Source organism: Bradyrhizobium ivorense, from assembly GCF_900696085.1.
In the GTDB taxonomy this organism is placed as follows: domain Bacteria; phylum Pseudomonadota; class Alphaproteobacteria; order Rhizobiales; family Xanthobacteraceae; genus Bradyrhizobium; species Bradyrhizobium ivorense.
Genome location: NZ_CAADFC020000004.1, coordinates 978834 through 998346 on the forward strand (window position 1 = coordinate 978834; position 19513 = coordinate 998346).

The 19513-nt window shown below is 65.9% G+C and carries 16 protein-coding genes and 1 tRNA gene; 3 read left to right on the plus strand and 14 right to left on the minus strand.

Annotated elements, in window-relative coordinates; genetic code table 11:
* Positions 1-294: 294 nt before the first annotated feature.
* From CI41S_RS05330 to CI41S_RS05345, 4 genes are all read right to left on the minus strand, one after another.
* A complete protein-coding gene (locus CI41S_RS05330) occupies positions 295-3663 on the minus strand; it encodes an adenylate/guanylate cyclase domain-containing protein (RefSeq protein ID WP_172627923.1) in 3369 nt (1122 codons plus the stop codon).
* 221 nt (positions 3664-3884) lie between these two features.
* The gene (locus CI41S_RS05335) at positions 3885-5048 is read right to left on the minus strand and encodes a slipin family protein (RefSeq protein WP_139857718.1); all 1164 of its coding nucleotides are present in this window, start codon (positions 5046-5048) and stop codon (positions 3885-3887) included.
* A 336-nt stretch (positions 5049-5384) separates the two neighbouring features.
* A tRNA-Leu gene (locus CI41S_RS05340) sits at positions 5385-5450 on the minus strand.
* A gap of 264 nt (positions 5451-5714) precedes the next feature.
* Positions 5715-6551, minus strand: a complete 837-nt coding sequence (locus tag CI41S_RS05345; protein ID WP_139857719.1) for a LysR family transcriptional regulator — start codon at positions 6549-6551, stop codon at positions 5715-5717.
* A 132-nt stretch (positions 6552-6683) separates the two neighbouring features.
* On the opposite strand from CI41S_RS05345, the gene CI41S_RS05350 reads away from it, so the two are divergent.
* Positions 6684-7277, plus strand: a complete 594-nt coding sequence (locus CI41S_RS05350; protein ID WP_139857720.1) for a cysteine hydrolase family protein — start codon at positions 6684-6686, stop codon at positions 7275-7277.
* Positions 7278-7319: 42 nt separating this feature from the next.
* Here the strand turns inward: CI41S_RS05350 and CI41S_RS05355 are convergent, their stop codons facing one another.
* The 8 genes from CI41S_RS05355 to CI41S_RS05390 form a co-directional block, all read right to left on the minus strand.
* Positions 7320-7541 carry a hypothetical protein gene (locus tag CI41S_RS05355; protein ID WP_139857721.1) on the minus strand — a complete coding sequence of 74 codons (222 nt, stop codon included), beginning with the start codon at positions 7539-7541 and terminating at the stop codon, positions 7320-7322.
* Between the two features lie 285 nt (positions 7542-7826).
* Complete coding sequence (locus tag CI41S_RS05360; RefSeq protein WP_139857722.1) at positions 7827-9323, minus strand: AMP nucleosidase; 1497 nt, start codon at positions 9321-9323, stop codon at positions 7827-7829.
* A gap of 117 nt (positions 9324-9440) precedes the next feature.
* Positions 9441-10610 (minus strand): DUF2778 domain-containing protein, encoded by a 1170-nt coding sequence (locus CI41S_RS05365; RefSeq protein ID WP_430650006.1) that lies wholly within the window; start codon positions 10608-10610, stop codon positions 9441-9443.
* A gap of 428 nt (positions 10611-11038) precedes the next feature.
* Positions 11039-11734 (minus strand): DUF899 family protein, encoded by a 696-nt coding sequence (locus CI41S_RS05370; protein ID WP_139484709.1) that lies wholly within the window; start codon positions 11732-11734, stop codon positions 11039-11041.
* A 146-nt stretch (positions 11735-11880) separates the two neighbouring features.
* A complete protein-coding gene (locus CI41S_RS05375) occupies positions 11881-13398 on the minus strand; it encodes a glycosyltransferase family 39 protein (RefSeq protein ID WP_139857724.1) in 1518 nt (505 codons plus the stop codon).
* Positions 13399-13405: 7 nt separating this feature from the next.
* Entirely contained in the window at positions 13406-14536 is a 1131-nt protein-coding gene (locus CI41S_RS05380; RefSeq protein ID WP_139857725.1) for a glycosyltransferase, read from the minus strand.
* 246 nt (positions 14537-14782) lie between these two features.
* Positions 14783-14983, minus strand: a complete 201-nt coding sequence (locus CI41S_RS05385; protein WP_139484706.1) for a hypothetical protein — start codon at positions 14981-14983, stop codon at positions 14783-14785.
* Positions 14984-15053: 70 nt separating this feature from the next.
* Positions 15054-15410 (minus strand): hypothetical protein, encoded by a 357-nt coding sequence (locus CI41S_RS05390; protein ID WP_139857726.1) that lies wholly within the window; start codon positions 15408-15410, stop codon positions 15054-15056.
* Between the two features lie 115 nt (positions 15411-15525).
* Here CI41S_RS05390 and CI41S_RS05395 point away from each other — a divergent pair, with 115 nt between their 5' ends.
* Entirely contained in the window at positions 15526-16380 is an 855-nt protein-coding gene (locus CI41S_RS05395) for a DUF72 domain-containing protein (protein WP_430649998.1), read from the plus strand.
* A 12-nt stretch (positions 16381-16392) separates the two neighbouring features.
* Complete coding sequence (locus tag CI41S_RS05400) at positions 16393-16854, plus strand: DUF488 domain-containing protein (protein WP_139857728.1); 462 nt, start codon at positions 16393-16395, stop codon at positions 16852-16854.
* Between the two features lie 222 nt (positions 16855-17076).
* Here CI41S_RS05400 and CI41S_RS05405 read toward each other — a convergent pair whose 3' ends face one another.
* A complete protein-coding gene (locus CI41S_RS05405; protein WP_139857729.1) occupies positions 17077-17994 on the minus strand; it encodes a PhzF family phenazine biosynthesis protein in 918 nt (305 codons plus the stop codon).
* 201 nt (positions 17995-18195) lie between these two features.
* On the minus strand, positions 18196-19509 hold the full coding sequence (locus tag CI41S_RS05415) for an adenylate/guanylate cyclase domain-containing protein (RefSeq protein WP_139857731.1): 1314 nt from the start codon (positions 19507-19509) through the stop codon (positions 18196-18198).
* Between the last annotated feature and the right edge of the window lie 4 nt (positions 19510-19513).

The following is a 19513-nucleotide window of genomic DNA, read 5'->3' on the forward strand; positions in this document are numbered from 1 at the left end:
CGGCTCTGTCCCGCATCGAAGCAACGCGCAATGAGCACCAACTCACTCAGATACTCGTTCAAAAAAACATCTCCAAACGCCTGACCGCAAGGCGGAATTTTTCTGCACAGCACGCACAGAGTTTAGATGCAAATGAGCCGCCGAACGCAACAGCAAAATGCGCATGATCGCACCGTAGAACCGCGGGAACAAAGGAGTTCCAATTTCGCCGCATGGCAAGCGCCGCAAAGTGCGGCCTGATGACGGGCTCCGCGCGAGCGGTGATGCGCAATTGCACAGCCGCCGCGCAATTGCTCAGTCGCGGCGCAATGCGCGCGAGTGGCGGCCCGGCCAATTCACCTGGCTGAGCAGTTCGTCGGCATCCCGGATCTCGGCGAGATCCTGCTCCGCATCGAAGCCGGCGCGAACCGGCGCAAGCACCTCCGGCACCGCATCCACCCGGCCGATGCCGGCGTACAGGCGTGCAACTGCGAGCGCGCTACGCAGTTCGAATGTCTTCGTCTGTTGCCTTCGAGCGATCTCCAGCGCGCGGTGGAAGGCCTGCTCGGCGCCGGAAATGTCAGGGTTGTCGCGACGCGACAGCAGCTCACCCCGCACGCGGTACAGCTCGGCATCCAGCCAGTGCTGCCCGGACTGCTCGGTCGCGTCGATCAGCTCATTGACGATGTCGAGCCCCGCCTCCGCATGCCCGGCTGCTGCATTCGCCACCGCAATTTGCAATCCCCAGAACGGCTCACAGAGGTAGCAGTCGTTTTCGTGCAGCAACGTCCAGCCACGCTGCATCTCCGCGAGACCTGCCGCGCGGTCGCCGGCGCGCCACTTCGCCAGCCCATTGAGATAAGTGCCGGCGGCGACATACAGTGGCATCGTGTGGTCTTGCGCCAGGCCAAGGGCAAGGATCGTCTCGGTCTGCCGCAACCTGCTGCCGCACAGCCCGTCGAAAACGGCCTTGTGAACCAGCGCATTGGCACGCGCGAGCGCGCGCTGTTCCCCGGCGATGCTCACCGCTGCGCCTGCGAGCCGCCGGGCTCGATCAATCTCGCCGCGCGGCCAAAGCACCAGGGCGAGAAATCTCATGATGACGAACGGCAGGTCGAGCGTCGACGCCTTGAAGGTCGCCGGATCCGGCTCGGCCGTATAGGCCGCGAACGCCTGCTCCAGATGGATAGCGGCGTTCAGATAGTCGCCCGCGAACCAGCAGGTCACCCCTCCGGTCCAGCGCGCGACGATGGTCGCCACCGGCGATTCCGGATGCCGGTCCGCCGCCCCCATAATCGCCTCGGCCAACTCCCGCATCGGCGCGAGCTCGCCATGGGTCAAGCAGGCATTGAAGAGGCCCGACTGAATCGGCGCCAGTTCGATTGGATCATCGATGTCAGCGGCGAACCGCCGGGCGCGCGTCCAAGCGGCCACGGTCTCGGGCGCGCTGTGCCCAAGGCTGCCTCGCAGCGCACGGCCGTAGGCGATTTGCAGATGGAGCCGGCCGATCATCCGAGCCGGCTCGTCGGGCAATCCATCGGCTATCGCGACCGCCTTGCCGAGATGCGCGACCGCCTCGCGATAAGCCGAGCGCTTCAGCGCCTGCTGACCCGCCTTGCGCCACCACGCCAGCGCGGTTTCGCCGAGCCCTGCCTCGGTGAAATGGTAGGCAACGACTTCCGGCTCGATTTCCGCGATCTCGGCAAACTTGTCACGCAGCGCGTCGCCGATCAGCTTGTGGAGCAATTGCCGGCGGCTCCTGAGCAGGCTGTCGTAAGCCGCTTCCTGGACCAGGGCATGCTTGAAGCTGTAGCTTGCGTCCGGTGGCGTGCCTCGGCGCAACAGCAACTCGGCTTCTTCGAGCTGGGCAAGCGCCGCGGCTAGCGTCAGATCATCGCGCCCGGCCACGCTGCGCAGCAGCGCATAGGAGAAATCACGGCCGATCGCAGCACCGATCTGCGCCACCTCCTTGACCGGCGCCAGCCGGTCAAGTCGGGCCATCAGCGAGTCCTGCAGCGTCGCAGGAATCGCAAGCGGCGGCAGCGGATTGTCGAGGCGATAGCGCCCGGCATTCTCGACGAGCAGCCCCGACTCCATGACCATCTTGGTCAGTTCCTCGACGAACAGCGGGACGCCATCGGTCCGCTCGATGATCTGCGTGATCATTTCGCCGGGGAGCGACCGACCGACGGTGACCTGTTCGATCAGCGCGCGCGTGTCCTGCCGGTCGAGCCGATCGAGCCGCAGCAGGCTGACATTGGCGAGGCCCGCCCACGGCGGCTCGAACTCGGGCCTGAACGTCATCAGCATCAGGATCGGCAGTCCCCTGATCCGGTCGACCGCGAGGTCGAGCAGCTCGAGCGACGTGGCGTCGGCCCAATGCATGTCTTCGCAGACGACAAGCACCGGCTGCTGCCGGGCGAGGCCCTCGAGCTGATCCAGCAGCGCCGCGAATGTCTGCCGCCGCTGCTGCGCCGGGCTCAGGCCGAGCGGCGGATATCGCTCGCCGGTCGGGATCGACAGCAGCGCCGCGATCAGCGGTGTCACGGCAGGAACCTGCAGCGTCCCGAGCGCCAGCATGGCTTCGAGCTTGTCCAGCTTCTGCTCCGGCACATCTTCCGGCCTGATGCCGGCGGCACGCTCCAGCTGGGCGATGAAGGGGTACAGCGCGCTGTTGCTGTGATAGGGCGAGCATTGATACCGCACACGGCGATGCGTCGCGGACGCGAGGCTGTCGGAGAGCATCGCCACGATGCGCGATTTGCCGATACCCGCTTCGCCCGATATCAGCACCGCCTGGCCCTGGCCCTGCCACGCCAGTTGCTGGCGCGACAGCGCAAATTCGATCTCCGCCTTGCGGCCGACGAAGCCGATCGAGCGCGCGGTGCGCACCGCCTCGAAACGGCTTTCCGACGCCGGCTCGCCCTCGACGGCCCACACCGCGATCGGCTCGGAGATGCCCTTGACCTCGCGGCGGCCGAGATTGCGAAGCGTGAACAGATTGCCGAGCAGCCGACGTGTCGAGGCGGCGACGACGACCACGTCCGGCTCCGCAAGGCTCTGCAGCCGCGCGGCGATGTTCGGCGCATCGCCGACCAGCGCCTGCTCCTCCGACGCGCCGCCGGAGACGAGGTCGCCGACCACGACAAGCCCGCTCGCGATCGCGATCCGCACGGCGACTCCCTCCTCCGCGCGGGTCTCGAGCTTGCCGATTGCAGCAATGACGTCGAGGCCGGCGCGCACCGCGCGCTCCGCGTCGTCTTCGTGGGCACGGGGATAGCCGAAATAAGCGAGGATTCCATCGCCGACAAATCTGGCAACGACGCCGTCGTAGGTCGCGATCACCCGCGCACAGGCCGCGCGATAGGCGCGGATCACCTCCCACATGTCCTCGGGATCGAGACGCGCCGACAAGGCCGTCGAGCCGACCAGATCGCAGAACATCACGGTGAGGTGGCGTCGCTCGGCATCGTGCGGTGAAACCGGCGCGGCGATCAGTTCGGCCTGACTGACATCGGCGATCGCACGCAGCATCTTACGGCGATGCCCGAGCAGAACCCCGAGCCTGTCGAAGTCTTCATCCGTCAGCTCGGGTAGAACACCGATGTCGATCCCGTTCTCGGCAAAACGCAGCGCGTATTGCCCAAGCCCCAGCTTCTCGAGCCATTCCGCAATCTGTTGCATTGGCTCCACCGACGGGTTGGCGGCCAGCCGAATTCCGGACCACGGTGAACCAAACGTTACCGCAATCCGTCCGCAGTGGCACCTCCTTGTTTGTGGCAGCCTGCCCGGCATTGTGCCGCGGCGGCGCTCCCTTGCAGCGGTCTTTGCACGCTAACATCCGTAAGGATGCCGGCGTTCGTCCCTGCGGAACGCAAAGGGCCGCCCGTGGGCGGCCCTTCTTCTCATGCGCTCTCGGGCGCCTTGAGGCGCACCAGCTTGGTCAGCAGGGCATCGAGGCCCTGGCCGTCGCCGGCATGCAGGTCGATGCGGCCGACCTTCTCGACCAGGCGCTCGAGCGACTCCAGCTCCTTGAGCCGCAGCAGCAGAGGGTTCTCCTCCATCAGCTTGGCGGTGTTGAGCAGCGACCGCGTCGCCGCGGTCTCCTCCTGGCGGCGGATCAGGTTGGCCTTCGCCAGCCGCTCCGCCTCCACCACCTTGTTGACGAGCTCGCGGATCTCGCCGGGCAGGATCACGTCCTTGACGCCGAGCTCGGTGACCTCGACACCGCTCTCCGCGACACGCTCGCGCACGTAGTCGCGCAGCTCGGCATCGAGCGCCGTCTTCGCCGACAGCACCTCGTCGAGCGTGCGGCCGGCCACCGCCTCGCGGATCGCGAACTGCACCAAACGGTACAGCCACGCATCCACGTCGGGCACGCTGGCCACGACGCGCTCGGGATCGACGATCCGGCGGAACGCGGTCAGCGTCACGCGCAGCGCGATACGATCCTTGGTCAGCATCTCCTGCGCCGTGATCTCGACCGCCTGGGGACGCAGGTCGAGGCGCTTGACCTCGATCTTGCGGCCCGCGATCCAGAACGCGTGCCGGCCGGGCGCGAGCCGCTGGACCAGCCTGCCCTCGACGGTGAGCAGACCGGCCTCGTGGTTCTCGACCACCGCCTCGGTGATGACGCCGGCCCGGTTGGGCTGGATCATCGCCAGATGCCGCGCGGTGACACGGGGATCCTCGGCGACATCGATGCGCTCGACGTCGACCGCGGTCGCCACCTTCCAGTAGACGCGGGTCTGCCAGGGCGTCATCAGCTGCACGGGACGGCCGTCGAGGCTGACGATCGCGATCTCATTCGCCCTGGTCTCGACCGCCTCGAACAGCTCGCCAGCGAGATCGGGACGCGCGGCCTGGATCACCGCGAAGCGATCCGCGGGGAATTCGGTCCGCACGACGCTGAACAGCTCGGCCTTGAGCTGATGCAGGGGATCGAACAGGTTGTAGCGTCCGGGCGCGAGCACGCGCTCGAGCCGGCCGTTGCGCGTGAGCAGCGCGCGCTCGCCATCCTTCACCGTCACACTGGTCGTCAGGACATGCCAGGTCTCATTCAGCTTCATGGCACACCTCCATGTTTTGCGCTCCGGCCCATGGGCCGAAGAGCGGGTTACAATTGCAAAGGACGTGAGAACCGAACGCGGCTTCCTGTCAGGCCAAGCGGGCCGCGGCTTGAGCCTGCGTGATGACGGGCGCACGCGCGCGATCGCGCGACAGATGTCGCGCGGCCGTGCGGAGCCACCCGGCATCAGCGCAAGCGGTATCCACCGCGGCGCAAAGCCGGTCTCACAGTGTCGATGGTCGGACGGAAAGCCTTGCGGCAAAACGGCCGGACCGCGACTGAAGCGCGCGTCCGGTCCTCGTCAGAGGTATCAGCTTTACAGGCTGAAACGGAGCGCTGGAGCGGGATTTGAACCCGCGACAAGATGATTCTCGGTCACCTGCTCTACCTAACTGAGCTATCCTTTGTGAGAGATCGGAATCGAACCGATGCCTTCGGGTTTCACCCCGACGCTCTCCATGAGCTACATCCCGTGGTCTTCATTTCGGCGGAACACGACACCGCAGCGCGGCTCGCGCCAGTCGGGATCTCAACGAGCCCGAACCCGAGGCCAAAGCGAAGGAGCGGGCTAATAGACCAAGCTCGCTTGGGTTGCAAGAGGGAGTGCAGGATTTTTTTGCCGCAGGCGCGGCGCTTCATCGCGGCTACCACGGCGCACCTTGCGACGTCAGCCGCGCGAAATCTCCTGGAAGCAGGCCCGCACCCAGTCGATCGTGATGCGCGCAGCAGCGTCGTGCTTGAGGTGATTTTGCACCAAGAGCCAGGCGTCGCGACGCTTGGGCAGCAGCGTCGCGCGCAAGCGGCGATCGCTCAAGAGATCAGCGCAACCGTGCTCGGGCAGCACGCCGGCGGCCTGATGCGACTGGATCAGCGTGCGGATGACGCGGACATTGTCGGTAACGCAACGCCCGCGCACCCGCCGCGCGCGCAAGAACTGCATCTCCGGCGTGCCATCGAGTTCATCGGGATAGACGCACATCACCGCGTCGCCTGCGGCGGCCGCGATCGGCTCGAAGAGATAGATGCGGATCTCGGCGAGCTTGGAGATCGCGAAGTCGCCTCGGTCGGGCTTGCGCAGCCGGATCGCGAGATCGGCTTCCCAGCGCGAGAATTTGACGTTCTCGCTCGACGTCAGGAATTGCAGCGAAAGCCCCGGATGCGCGCGCAGGAAATTTGCGGCGCGCGGCGCCAGCACCTCCTCGGCGATCGCGCTGGTCGAGGCGATGCGCAGCCGCCCCACCGGACCGGGTAGGCTCTCGCCGATGCGGCCGATCTCGTCGGCATGGACGGCCATCGCCTGGACATGCGCCAGCACCATCTCGCATTGCGCCGTCGGTTTGCGCACGCCGTCGGCGGCCTCGAACAGCCGCAGGCCGAGCGCGCGCTCGATGCGCGCCAACCGGCGGCCCACGGTGGTCTCGTCGATGCGCAGCCGCGCGCTGGCGCCGGCGTAGGTGCCCTCGTCCCTGACGGCTGCGATGATGCGGAAGTCGTCCCAATTCATCGCGTCAGGCTACAGGGACCGATCCCCTCCTGCAATCCTGCAGCCGCTGGCTGCGATATCCCTGCATAACGGCAGGCCGCCCGCAGGCTATATCTGGCCAGGCAACCACACCTTCCGGAGATCGAGAAGCCCATGTCATCAGCCAAAACCCTGTTCCAGCTCGCCGGCGCCGACCTCACCCCGCCGCGCCTCGGCGATGCCTGCCTCGTCCTGATCGACATCCAGAACGAATATCTCGCGGGCCCGCTCGCGCTGCCCGATGCCAACGCTGCGATCGCGCGTGCGGCGGCGCTGCTCGCGCGTGCCCGGGAGAGCGGCGCTGCGATCTTTCACATCGCGCATCGCGGCAAGCCCGGCAGCCTGTTCGACCGCACTGCCGACCGCGGCGCAATCGTTGCTCCGCTCGCACCGCGCGCAGGCGAGGCTGTGATCGAGAAGGAGTTGCCGAACGCCTTTGCCGGCACTGATTTGAAGGCACAGCTGGTCGCCACCGGCCGCAAGGAGCTCGTGCTCGCCGGCTTCATGACCCATATGTGCGTCAGCTCGACCGCCCGCGCCGCGCTCGACCTCGGCTTCCGCACCACTGTTGATGCCGAGAGCTGCGCGACCCGCGACCTGCCCGACGGTCTCGGCGGGACGCTCGCGGCCCGCACCATTCACGAGGTCGCGTTGGCAGAACTGTCGGATCGTTTCGCGATCATCGCCCGCGGCAACGTGCTGGCCTGATGAGCGCCATGCAGCACAACGCCTGATCGCTTGCAGACAGCGTCATGGCTTGACCCCGGCGTGAGCTTGAGGTCGAACATGCTCGAGCGAACTCGCGGCATGCGGCGCGTCTGCGTTGCGGGCGAGCTGCACCGGCCGGTCGCCGATCGCGGACAACAGCAACAGGATAGCAATGAGCGATCCGTAGAACGACATCACATAGAGGCGCCATTTGCGCACTACGGAACGTTCCTCCGGATCGCGGCCAGCGGAATAGTCTTGCATCAATGACTCCGTCAACTTGGCACGTGATGAAAAAAGCTGCGTCAAAAAACGGCTGGTCGCCCAGAATTTCCGCAGGCGTGTCCCAAACGGACAGCACTGCCTCACTCGCAATCACGCTCTGATTACGCTGCTCCCGCGAAACACCGTGTGGCGCGGTTCACATGAGCCGGTCAATTTTGCTTGAAAGGAAATGCAAGGTTTGCGCCAAGGCCGCACGACGCGTCACCCGCTCGGGTGCGCTCTCGACGGTTGCCGAATTGTCAGCAGCGCGCAACTGCGCAAAAGCTACTGGAACGCGACTTCGGCAAAGCTGCGCAGCTTGCGGGAATGCAGGCGCTCGGATTCCTGCTGCTTCAGCCGTTCCAGCGCCTTCAGGCCGATCTGCAGATGCTGGCCGACGCGCTGGCGATAGAATTCGCTGGCCATGCCGGCAAGCTTGATCTCGCCGTGTAGCGGCTTGTCGGACACGCAGAGCAGCGTGCCGTAGGGCACGCGGAAGCGATAGCCGTTGGCGGCGATCGTCGCCGATTCCATGTCGAGCGCGATCGACCGCGACTGCGACATGCGCCGGATCACCTGCGGCCCGCTGATCTCCCAGTTGCGGTTGTCGACGCTGGCGACCGTCCCGGTGCGCATCAGCCGCTTCAGCTCGAAGCCGGACAGTCCCGTCACCTCGCCGACGGCTTCCTCGAGCGCGACCTGCATTTCCGCCAGCGCCGGGATCGGCACCCAGAGCGGCAGCTCGTGGTCGAGCACATGGTCCTCGCGGACATAGCCGTGCGCCAGCACGTAGTCGCCGAGCCGCTGCGTGTTGCGCAGGCCCGCGCAGTGCCCGATCATCAGCCAGGCATGCGGCCGCAGCACCGCGACGTGATCGGTGATGTTGCGCGCGTTCGACGGGCCGATCCCGATATTGATCAGGGTGATGCCGCGATAGCCGGGCTCGACCAGGTGAAACGCCGGCATTTGCGGCACCCGCTCGGATGGTAGCCCCGTGGTGCCGCCGCCGAGCCGCGCATTCTGCGTGATGACATTGCCTGGTGCGACGAAGGCCTCGATGCCGGCCTCGCCCGACGCCAGGCGTTGCTGGCTCGATTGCGCGAAGGCATCGACATAGAACTGGTAGTTGGTGAAGATCACAAAATTCTGGAAGTGCTCCGGATCGGTGCCGGTGTAGTGATAGAGCCGGCGCAGCGAATAATCGACGCGCGCCGCACGGAACAGCGCCAGCGGCTCCGGCGCGCCCAGCCTGAGCTCGAAGGTGCCGTCGGCGATCGCATCGTCCATCCCGGCGGGATCGGGCGTGTCGAACACGTCGCGCAGCGACCTCGTGAAGGCCGAGCTGTCGGCAATGGTCAGCGCGGCCTCGATGTTGATGTCGCGCCGGTAGGCGAAATGGATCGGGATCGGCTCGCTCGATTCGCCGATCTCGACCGCCACAGCGTGGTTCTTGATCAGCAGCCCGATCTGCTCGGTGAGATAGGTCCGGAAAATGTCCGGCCGGGTGATGCTGGTCTCGTGCACGCCGGGACCCGCGACGAAGCCGTAGGCCAGACGGGAATCCAGCCGCGCATGCGACGAGGTCGTGATCCGCACGAACGGGTAATACGCGCGCACCCGCGCCGTGAACGGCACGCCGTTGACATAGGCCTCGAACCGATTGCGCAGGAACTGGGTGTTGCGCTCGTAGATCTCCTCGATCCGGCCGACCGCCGCGTCGGCATCGGCGAACGCTTCGGTCGCAAGAGGCGGCGGTGTTTCGATGGGAGCTGCAGGAGACATATCGTTTGCGCCGATCCGTTGTCGAGTTCGACTCGCAGCAGATTGCCGCAACATTAGCACAGCCGGGCCCGGTACGGGAAACCGCGCCAATTGTGTCAGCGGTGCGGAAGACGCGCTTTACTGAACCCTCGCCAGCACCGCGAGGCGGCGGATGCCCTTGTTGCGGTATGCGTCGAGGAACGCGTAGTAGTCCTTGAACGAGACGCAACCGTTGGAATCGCCATTGGGCCCGAGCATGTAGGTGTGCGCGAGCAGGCCGACGCGGTTGAAGATCTTGCCCTCGCCGCCGATCGGCGTCAGCCGCAGCGCCGGCACGCCGTGGAACAGTGCCTCGCGCGGCTTCAGCTCGTAGATGTGCGGCGGGGTCACGCCGACCATCTTCAGATGCGAGGAACGCGGATCGTCGATCCTGGAGCCGAGGCCGGAATGCGCCTCGAGCCGGGTGCCGTCGGGCAGATACACCGTCTTGGCCGAAATATCGTAGACCGCGGTCTGGCGGTCATAGGGCGGCGAGCCGCCGAGCATCGGGTTCTGGTCCAGCGTCGAGGGGATGCTGCCGGTGACGTTGGCGTCGGCGGACGCGAAGGACAGCAGCCCGCCGTTCGACTCGCGCTTGCCCCACAGCTTCTCGACCATGGTCTGCCGCTCGTTCGAGGCAATCGACATCACCGCGGCCTTGGCGCGCGCGGCCATGTCGCGCACCGTGACGCTGCCGGATTTCGACGCGGTCTTCGTCTCGGCAGGCTTGGTGTCGGTAGCCTTGCTTTCGGTAGCCTTGCTTTCCGTAGCCTTGGTTTCGGTGACCTTCGCAACCGGATCGTTGAGCGCCACCTGCAGGCTGGCGGCGGCGTCTTTCTTCGCGGCCTCGACCGACTTCGGCGACGGCAGCGGCTTGGAGGCCTCGGCGATTTTTGTCGTCGCGACCACCTTGGGCGCGTCGGCGAGTTTTGGCGCGGCAGCCTGCTTGATCGGGTCGATCTGCGGCGCGGCATCGGCCACGACGCTGGACGGCACGCCATCGGGCGACGCCGCCGCAAACCGATCGTTAAACATAAGCGAAGGTGCCGGCGCTTCCGACTTCGCGACCTCGGTCTTTGCGGGCGCGGCCGGCGGCGGCGTCAGCGATGCGAAGACGTCGTTGAACGACGGTGTCGGCCGCGCCGCCACCGCCGCGGGCCGCTTCACCACCGGGGCGTCGAACGCTGCGCTGTTCACCGTCGGATAGACGCCCGCGGCAAAGATGTTGGCATAGACGGTCCAGGCGCAGCCAAGCACCAGCCCCGCCACCGCGGCGCTGCCGAGGAAATGCTGGGGGAGAATTTTTCGGGAGGATTTCCTGCGGCTCGCCGCCCCAAGAACATACGCACTCGCACTCGTACTCATACGCCCGGCGCTCAAAACAGGTCCACCTTTGTCCCCACACCCGACTACGGCCGAACGCCGTTCGGCTTGCTGTCGCACAGGGGGCACAGACGGCCATTAAGGCGACTTTTAGTTAAATACGATTTAACTGGCTGCGGTCCCCTGCAGCGCGGGAAGTGCCTGTGGCATAGGGCTTTTTTAAGATCGGCCTGGGTCGCGAAATGCCCATTTTCTGTTTCATGATGGGACAGGCCGCCTCGCCGCCACGGGCCCGGCCGGCGGCGGTGAGGCTGCGGAGAATTTCGTTGCCGATCAGCCCGTAATCCTGCGGGATTTCGGCAAAAACGATCTCCTCAATAGCTCAGCTTCGGATACCAGTCCTTGCCGCGCCCTTCGGGCGTGGTGTCGAGAATTGTCCACAGCGGATCCATGTCAGGAGCGCCGCGCGGGTCCTGGCCGGGATCCATGGTCCCTGCCCCCATTTCGCCGCCCCAGAAATGGCGGATGGTGCCGTCGTGCCGCGTGAAGACGTTATAGCCGGGCAGATCGGCGTCTTCCTTGCTGACGTAGTCGCGCGTGTAGTCGCCCGACGGATCGGAATACAGCCGGTGGCCGGTCCAGCCGCGCGCCTGCTTCGCCTCGATCAGCCGCGCGATCGGCGACCGCGCCACGAATACGAACGAGACGCGCTGCTCGACATCGGGCAGCTTGCTTTCCCATGTGCTCATGAATGACGTGCACATCGGACACGGCTTCTCGCGCCGCTCGCCGAACATGTAGCTGTAGACGATCAGCGTCGGCTTGTTGCCGAACAGGTCGGCGAGCGAGGCCTTGCCGGACTCGCCGACGAACTCGTAGGCCCTGGTCACCTCGCCGCCCGGCGGCAAGGCGCGGCGCAACTCGGCGACCCGCTCGATGTGACGGCGCAGTTCGATCTCTTCGACGAGCAGCGCCTGGCGCGCTTTGCGATATTCGGCGCTCTCATTGGGAACGCGCCTGGTGTTGGTGTTGGCGAGATCGGCGGCCGGCTTGAGGGCGGAACTGGTCATGTCGGAACCTCGTATGGTTGGCGAACTCCTACAAGACGTGCCGGAACCGGAGTATCCGACATTAATGCGCGATGATCTCCGCGCAAACGCGTTCCGCGTTTGTCGCGAGGGAAAACCGCTTCGCGCTTTTCCCGATCCTGCTCTAGCTAGCTGCCGCTGTTTTCCTGCAATTCCGGCGGCGGCGAGCGGTCGAAGACATCGCCCTTCGGTCCTTCCAGCAGGTCGAGCGCGTAGGTCTCGATGATCAGCGGCCCGCGGGTGCGCTGGGCCTCGGCGACGGTCTCGACATGGCTGAAGCCGTCGCGGATCGACGGCGGCACGTTCTGGCCGAACTCATGCACAAACAACAGCTTGCCGGCCAACTGCGCCGGGCTCGGCTCCGGCATGTTGATCCAGCGGATGCGCTGGCCGTGCTGCGCGACGCAGGTGCCCTTGGGCAGATAGAAGGCGAGCCACCCGGTGGTGCCGTAATCCGGCGCCAGCACGCAGGTCGCGCCGGTGCGACTGCGCACCGCCTCGATCCGGCTGGCAAGGTCGTCCCAGCCGAGACCGACGCTGCGCACGGTGGCGTCGCGGTGATAGGCCGAGAGCACGCCGGTGTTGGCCTGCACGATCAGCAGCGCGAACAGCACGACGCCGCCAGGCGCCGACCAGCGGCGGCAGAAATCGACGGTGCGCTGCGCACGCGGTCCCCATTGCACCTGGATCGCGGCGACCGCCGCTGCGATCGCAAACGCCGGATAGACCGGCGCGAACCAGTTGGCCTCGACCCGCGCATGCAGCGCATGCCAGGCAAAATAGATGACGATGGTCCAGAACGTGGTGTTGATCAGCACGCGGGCGGGCATCGCGCCGGCGCGGCGCTGATACAGCGCGTACAGACCCATCATGCCGAGGATGAAGACCAGGGGCGTCGCAAAGGCGAACTGGGTCGGGATCAGCTCGGCAATATAGACGGGCCGGAAATCCTCGATCCGGGCGCGCCCCATCTGCTTGATGAAGGACACCCAGTGATGGTCGGCATTCCAGAGGATGACCGGCGCGAACATGCCGAGCGCAACCAGGCCACCGAGATAGAGCCAGGGCGACCGAAACCAGTGCTGCAGCTTCGGCACGGCCACAAGCCAGAACAGGATCGCAGGACCGAAGAACAGCGCGGTGTATTTCGACAGCAGGGCGGCGCCGGCGCTGGCGCCGACCGCGAGCCACCAGGCGCCGCGGCCGCTGTCCAGCACCTTGGCGAGCGCGAACAGCAGGAAGCTGGCGGCGACCAGCAGCGGCGAATCCGGCGTCACGATCAGCGTTCCGACCGCGGCCATCAGCGTGACGTTGAGCAGGATGGTTGACGCCGCCGCGACGCGGCTGCCGCCGAACAGGATCGCGGCGGCCCGGTAGATCGCCCAGCTCATCGGCAGCGCGAGCAGGATCGACACCAGCCGCACGCCGAACGGCGTGTCGCCCGCGATCATGGTGCCGAGCCGGATCACGACTGCGACCATCGGCGGGTGGTCGTAATAGCCGCCGGCGAGCGCCTTCGACCACATCCAGTAATAGGCTTCGTCGAAGGTCAGCGGCGTCCAGTACGCCGCCACCAGCCGCAGCACGACCAGCGCGCAGACCGCAATGGCGGTGTCCTGGGCGAGCCGCGCCTCATTCGGTTTCATGCCGGCGTCATCGCTTGCGCCAGACGAACAGCCCGGACATCGCGTAGTTCCAGACCACGCCCATCAGCGCGCCGGCCGCACCGGCCAGCCACCAGATCGGCTCCTGGTCGTAGACCGAGAACGCGACGCCGACATTGGCCAGCAGACCGACGCTGCAGACCAGATAGAACAGCAACAGGCCGCGCAGGATGCCAAACCCCTTCAGCCGCTGGTCGCGGTAGGTCAGGAAGTTGTTGAGGATGAAGTTGCTGGTCATGGCGACGATCGCGCCGGTGGCCTGGGCCTCCGCGAACGGCGCGCGGAACACTTCCAGCGCAATGAACAGCGCGGCGAGATGCACCAGGAGGCCGAGCGCGCCGACCGTCGCGAACAGGATGAAGCGCAGCGAGATCACGTCGTTGGTCAGCTTCGCCAGCACCAGGCCGAGGAAGTCGAGTGCGACCATCGAGTCGAGCTTGCTTTCGCCATGCTGGCGGGCCCCGAAGGTGTAGGGGATTTCGACCGTGCGCAGCTTGCCCTGCCCGGTCGCCACCACGTCGAGCAGGATCTTGAAGCCCTGGGTCGACAGTTGCGGCGCGAGCTGCTCGAAGCGGTCGCGGCGGATCATGAAGAAGCCGCTCATCGGGTCGGCGATCTCGACCTTCAGCGTGCGGCGGGCGATCTCGGTGGCGAAGGCGCTGGCGCCGGCGCGCTGCTTGTTAAAACCCTCGGCCTTGTAGCCCTCGATGTAGCGGCTGCCGACCACGAGGTCGGCCTCACCGCTCTGCAGCAGCGCCACCATCTTGGGCAGCTGGGCCTCGTCATGCTGCAGGTCGGCGTCGATGACCGCGGCATAGGGCGCGCTGGAGGCCAAAATGCCCTCGATGCAGGCCCCCGACAGGCCGCGCCGGCCGATGCGGCGGATGCAGCGCACCCGGGAATCCTGCCGTGCCAGGCCGCGCACCACGTCCGAGGTTCCGTCGGGCGAGTTGTCGTCGACGAAGATGACCTCCCAGGCGACGTCCTTCAGCGTCGCGTCGAGCCGCCGGTACAAAACCGTGACGTTGTCGCGTTCGTTGAAGGTCGGGACGACGATCGAAAGCTGCGGCAATGTGGCGGCCTGCAAAGGGGCCTCGAGCGGCTGGAGGGCGTCTTTCATGAGCGCCAGCGTATAGCTGCAGCCTCTCTCCCTGCCAAGCGCAGGTGAGTCCAAACTCACTCCCGGACGGTGGGAAAACGGGGATCAGGATACCCCCAAAATGCCAACGACCACGAACAAGGGGCGCGCGTACATCCGGCGCAGCCTAACATTCGTGGTCGTCCCCGGTGCCGGAGAGCTGGAAGGCTCGACGGCACCATTCGAAATGATGTGGGGAGCCCGAGGCGCCCCGCAAGGGGCAAGGGACTAATTATTCGGGACTTCGCGAATCACCGGTCCCCGCGGCACCGGAGCCGCCGGGGCGGCTTCGGCGGGCGCCGCCTGCTGCACCGCGGCCGGCTGGGGATTGCGCATCTGGCTCGGCGACGGCCCGTAGATGAACGCCGCCGCCAGCGCGATGGCCGCGACCACTGCGCCCAGAAAGCCTGCCGTCGATTGCGAGTTCATGCCGGACCGTCCCATTGCCTGTGCGCGGATTGATAGCAAAAACCGGCCGCGCGCAACAGGATCTGGCGGCCTATTTGACCGCCGCCTTGCGGCGGACGAAGGCGGTTACGATGTCCTTTTGCGCGAGCTCGATCGCGCGATTGGCGGTGGTCAGGCGCGCATCCGCATCCTGCTTCGGAAACTGCAGCGACAGGAAGTCGATCAGCGACACCCGAAAATTCTGCCGCTCCGAGGGACAGACGGTCGCGATCAACGTCGTGAATTCCTGGTCGGACATCGCCTTGTTGCTGTCGCGCGGATACTCGCGGGCGAGGCAATTCCAGTAGGCGTCGCGGCCGGTGATCGCGAGCTTGTGCGCATCGTCCGCATCGTCGGCCATGGCAGCAGCAGGCAGGAGGAAGAGGACGGTGACGGCCAGCATGCGCATTGTTGTTCTCCGGTTTCTTGCATCCTAGCGAGGACCGCCAACCGCGATAGGCAGTCTGGCAAACTGGCCAATCACGATTATTTTGACTAGGCTCGATCCCTGTTCCCTCCTCACGATGAGTGCAGTCGTGGCCAAAGCTCCCTCCAAGACAACCAACACAAAGACGACCAAGACCGACGCAGGCAACATCTATATCGGCGTCGGCGGCTGGACCTTCGAGCCGTGGCGCGGGGTGTTCTATCCGGAGAAGCTCGCGCAATCGAAGGAGCTGTCCTACGCGGCCTCGAAGCTGACCTCGATCGAGATCAACGGCACCTATTATGGCTCGCAGAAGCCGGAGAGCTTCCGCAAATGGGCCAGCGAAGTGCCCGACGGCTTCATCTTCTCGCTGAAGGGTCCGCGCTTCGCCACCAACCGCCGCGTGCTGGCCGAAGCCGGCGATTCCGTGAAGCGGTTCTATGATTCCGGCGTGCTGGAGCTGAAGGACCGGCTCGGCCCGGTGCTCTGGCAGTTCGCGCCGACCAAGAAGTTCGACGGCGCCGACTTCGGCAAGTTCCTCGAGCTCTTGCCGCGCAAGCTCGAGGGCCGCGCGCTGCGCCATGTCGTCGAGGTACGCCACGACAGTTTCCGCGTGCCGGAGTTCATCGCGCTGCTGCGCGAGCACCAGGTGCCGGTGGTGTTCGCCGAGCACGGCAAATATCCGGCGATCGCCGACATCGCCAGCGACTTCGTCTATGCGCGGCTGCAGAAGGGCAATGACGAACTGAAGACCTGCTATCCGCCGAAACAGCTCGATGCCTGGGCCAAGCGGTTGCAGGACTGGGCCGGCGGCGGCGAGCCGGACGACCTGCCGCGGGTCGACAACACAGCGCCGAAGAAGGCGCCGCGCGACGTGTTCGCCTATGTGATCCACGAGGGCAAGATCCGCGCGCCGGCGGGTGCGATGGAATTGATCGAGCGCGTGAGTTGAGCGGGAGACGCCATGGCGAAGGCCAAGAAGCTGTTCACCATCGGCTACGAGCAGACCCCCTCGAAGGCGGTGCTCGACGAGCTCGCGCAGGCCGGCGTCAAGCTCTTGGTCGACGTCCGCGCGGTGGCCTCCTCGCGCCGGCCGGGCTTCTCCAAGAGCGCGCTCGCCGCAGGTCTCGACGAGCGCGGCATTTCCTATGTCCATCTGCGCGGGCTCGGCACGCCGAAGAACGGCCGCGAGGCGGCGCGCAGCGGCAAGTATGAGCTGCTGGAGAAGATCTACACCGCGCATCTGAAGACCGCGCAGGCCAAGGAGGAGCTCGACGAGCTGTCCGCGCTGGTCAAGACATCAGGCCCGGTCTGCATCCTCTGCTACGAGCGCGACCATCAGCACTGCCACCGGCGCTGGATCGCCGAGATCATCGAGGAGCGCGACGGCGTCAAAATCGACAATCTCGCCGCGCCGCAGCTCTAAAATCTCGCCGTCATTGCGAGGAGCGCCAGCGACGAAGCAATCCATCCTTCCGCATATGCGGCACCATGGATTGCTTCGCTTCGCTCGCAATGACGCGAACGGATCGGAACGGGATTCGAGTCTAGAGCGCGATGAGATTGGGTTGAATCATCATCGCGCTCTAGCTCTTTGTTTGACCATGATCCTTTCGGAAAACCGCTTCGCACTTTTCCGGATCATGCTCTAGCTGCCCTCGCCCGCCACGTTGAGCGTGCCCTCCATCATCTTCACGCAACTGCCGCCGACATGCACCGACGTGATGGCGCCGTCCTGCTTCTTCACCCGCGTGAGCAGCAGGCTCGGCCGGCCCATGTCGACGCCCTGCCCGACCCGCAGGCGCAATTCGCCGTCGCGCGTCGGATCGAGGTCGGCGAGCAGGGCCGCGGCCGCGCCGGTCGCGCTGCCGGTCGCGGGGTCTTCGGACAGGCCGCTCGCACCCGGATGGAACATGCGCGCCTGCAGGTCGAGCGGCTGCTCGCTTGGCGGCACGTCGCGGGTGTAGAAATAGATGACGTCGCGGCCGATATGCGCCAGCACTTTTGCGAACGCCGCGGCATTCGGCGTCGCGCGCTTGAGCGCCTCGCGCGAGGCGATCTCGGTCACCAGGAACGGCAGGCCGACGGAAGCGACCTGCGGCATGTGCCGGTCGGTCCTGATGTCATCGGCCGACAGCGACAGGCACGCGGCGACCTCGGCGGCGCTCACCTCGTGCGAGCGCTGCAGCGGCTGCGGCGCGGTCAGCTCGGCGCCGATCACCCTGCCGCCATCGGACAGAACATCAACCGGCACGAGGCCCGCCTTCTCCTCGAACCTCAAGCGCTCCGGCGCCGCGGCCGCGCGCGTTGCCAGCACGAAGGCCGTGCCGACATTGGGGTGGCCGGCGAACGGAATCTCCGCGCGCATCGTGAAGATGCGAACCTTGGCGTCGTTGGCCGCGTCTTGCGGCGGCAGCACGAAGGTGGTCTCGGAATAGTTGAACTCGGTTGCAATCGCCTGCATCTGCGCCGTCGACAGCCCGCCGGCGTCGAGCACCACGGCGAGCGGATTGCCGCCAAAGGCCCGGTCGGTGAATACGTCGACAGTGATATAGCGGCGCTGCATCTTGCTTGTCCTCATGCCTGGGTCGCAACCGGCGACCGATCGCGCGCATCCTAGCATGGCCGGAATCGCGCGCTTCAGAGCATTCGGTGCAATCGCGTGCCAGAGCATTGCGGTTCTGATTGAATCAGAACCGAAGCTCTAGCTTTTTGTTTTGACGCGTTTTCTTCACGCGAACCGGCATCCACTTCGCTCGAAAACGCTCTAGCCCAGCTGCCAGACCGCCACCGGGTGTTCGTAGCCGCGCACCGGGATCTCGCCGCGCGAGACCGCATCCTTGCAGTCGTCGCCGAGCGCCTCGCGCACTTCGGACGAGATCAAGAATTGCGAGCCGAGCTCCTTGTTGAGCGCCTCGAGCCGCGCGGCAAAGTTCACGGTGTCGCCGATCACGGTGTATTCCTTGCGCCTGGGCGAGCCGATATTGCCGGCGACGACGTCGCCGACATGGATGGCGATGCCCATGCGCAGCTGCCAACTCGAGGTGGCGTTCAGCTGCTCATTGGCCGCGAGCATCTCGCGCGCGGCGGCGACCGCCTGATGCGGGGCGTCGACGGCATGGATCGGCGCGCCGAACAGCGCGAGAAAGCCGTCGCCGAGAAACTTGTTCACGATGCCGCCATGGCGATCGAGAATGTCCACCAGTATCGCGAAGGCGCCGTCGAGCCGATCCACCACCTCCTGCGGCGAGCGGGTGCGCGCGCCCGCGGTGAAGCTGCGGAAATCCACGAACATCACCGCGACGCGGCGGATGTCGCTCTCGGTCGAAGCGCCCTCCATCATCAAGCGCTCGACCACCTGCGGCGAGACGTGCTGGCCGAACAGATTGGTGATGCGGTCGCGCGCGGTGGCGGCCATGATGCTGGCGCCGAACTGCTGGCGCAGCTGCATGCCGACGGTGCCCGCGAGCACGCCGGAGATCAGGATCACGACGCTGCGCGCGGAATGGTAGAACAGGTCGGGCGCGGGATCCAACGTCCCGTCGGGACGATAATACATCGCCATCCAGAACAGCTCAGCGGCGGCGACGAATCCGGTGAAGGTCGAGAGCCAGAAATCCAGCCGCAAGGTCGAGGCGATGATGAAGATGAAATAGATCAGCGGGGCGACCCAGCCGAGCGCCGCGACCGGGCCCATGCTGTCGATGTGCAGCGCGAGCGCGATGGTCGGCATCGACGTCTCGATGAAGGCGCCGATATAGCGGCGGACGATCGGCAGGTCGCGGTCCTGCTTCATGTGCCTGACGATCGCGCCGTGCACCCACAATTCGAACAGGATAAACGGCCCGATCACCGTATAGAGATAGGACGGCTTGAAATTGCCGTGCCAGACCCGGGCCAGCGCCTCGGGATTGACGAAGTAGATGATCGAGCTGATCACCGAGAATCCCGCGGCGATCCCGATCAGCACCTTGATGCGCAGCAGCTCGGTGGTCATCACCTCGCGCATCAGGGCGTGATGGAAATCCACGGATACGTTGGTGCCGTGCGCCGGTTTGTCTTTGCCCTGCAACTCCGTCATTTCC